The following is a 1,796-nucleotide window of genomic DNA, read 5'->3' on the forward strand; positions in this document are numbered from 1 at the left end:
AGGGCTGCGGTCATGCAAATCATTGGATCTGCAACTTTTCGAGTTGTAGTTTCTTAACTCATGTGATTAGCAAGTTCATAAGAGCAAACGGTGAATGCCTTGGCATCTGGAGCCGAAGAAGGACGTCGTAATCTGCGATAAGCCTCGGGGAGCTGATAAACGAGCTGTGATCCGAGGATTTCCGAATGGGGAAACCCCGCCAGGCCCCTTGTGGTGACCTGGTGACTCCCGCCTGAATATATAGGGCGGGTAGAGGGAACGTGGGGAAGTGAAACATCTCAGTACCCACAGGAAGAGAAAACAACAGTGATTCCGTCAGTAGTGGCGAGCGAACGCGGAAGAGGCTAAACCGAGTCATGTGTGATACCCGGCAGGGGTTGCATGGCCGGGGTTGTGGGACTTTTCGTTCCGGTCTGCCGGCCGGTGAACGTTACAGCGCATCATAGACGAACAGGTTTGAACGCCTGGCCAGAGCGGGTGCGAGCCCCGTAGTCGAAATGGTGTTATGGCGTGAAGAGTATCCCAAGTAGCACGGGGCCCGAGAAATCCCGTGTGAATCTGTCAGGACCACCTGATAAGCCTAAATACTCCCAGATGACCGATAGCGGACAAGTACCGTGAGGGAAAGGTGAAAAGTACCCCGGGAGGGGAGTGAAATAGTACCTGAAACCGTTTGCTTACAAACCGTCGGAGCCTCCTTGTAGGGGTGACGGCGTGCCTTTTGAAGAATGAGCCTGCGAGTTAGTGCTCTGTGGCGAGGTTAACCCGTGTGGGGCAGCCGTAGCGAAAGCGAGTCCGAATAGGGCGATTCAGTCGCAGGGTCTAGACCCGAAGCGAAGTGATCTATCCATGGCCAGGTTGAAGCGACGGTAAGACGTCGTGGAGGACCGAACCCACTTCAGTTGAAAATGGAGGGGATGAGCTGTGGATAGGGGTGAAAGGCCAATCAAACTTCGTGATAGCTGGTTCTCTCCGAAATGCATTTAGGTGCAGCGTTGCGTGTTTCTTGCCGGAGGTAGAGCTACTGGATGGCCGATGGGGCCCAAAAGCTTACTGACGTCAGCCAAACTCCGAATGCCGGTAAGTGAGAGCGCAGCAGTGAGACTGTGGGGGATAAGCTTCATAGTCGAGAGGGAAACAACCCAGACCACCAACTAAGGTCCCTAAGCGCGTGCTAAGTGGGAAAGGATGTGGAGTTGCACAGACAACCAGGAGGTTGGCTTAGAAGCAGCCACCCTTGAAAGAGTGCGTAATAGCTCACTGGTCAAGTGATTCCGCGCCGACAATGTAACGGGGCTCAAGCACGCCACCGAAGTTGTGGCATTGACATTAGTGGTAGGCCTTCGTGGTCCAGCCGTGTTGATGGGTAGGAGAGCGTCGTGTGGCGAGTGAAGCGGCGGTGTGAACCAGCCGTGGATGCCACACGAGTGAGAATGCAGGCATGAGTAGCGAAAGACGGGTGAGAAACCCGTCCTCCGGAAGACCAAGGGTTCCAGGGTCAAGCTAATCTTCCCTGGGTAAGTCGGGACCTAAGGCGAGGCCGACAGGCGTAGTCGATGGACAACGGGTTGATATTCCCGTACCGGCGAAGAACCGCCCAAGACAATCCAGTAGTGCTAAGTATCTGAATCCCTTTGATGGATCCCTTCGGGGTGAAGCGTTGGGCCTAGCGTACGACCCCGTGCTGGTGCGTTTAGCGTATTAACAGGTGTGACGCAGGAAGGTAGCCGAGCCGGGCGATGGTTGTCCCGGTCTAAGGATGTAGGGCGAACGATAGGCAAATCCGTCGTTCATGT

At 54.8% G+C, this 1,796-nt stretch carries 1 rRNA gene (only partly in view); it reads left to right on the forward strand.

The features are described 5' to 3' along the window. Positions 1-67 precede the first annotated feature (67 nt). Positions 68-1,796 (forward strand): 23S ribosomal RNA (locus C5C33_RS17785) (it continues 1,486 nt past the right edge of the window).

The organism is Rathayibacter sp. AY1H3 (assembly GCF_002932015.1).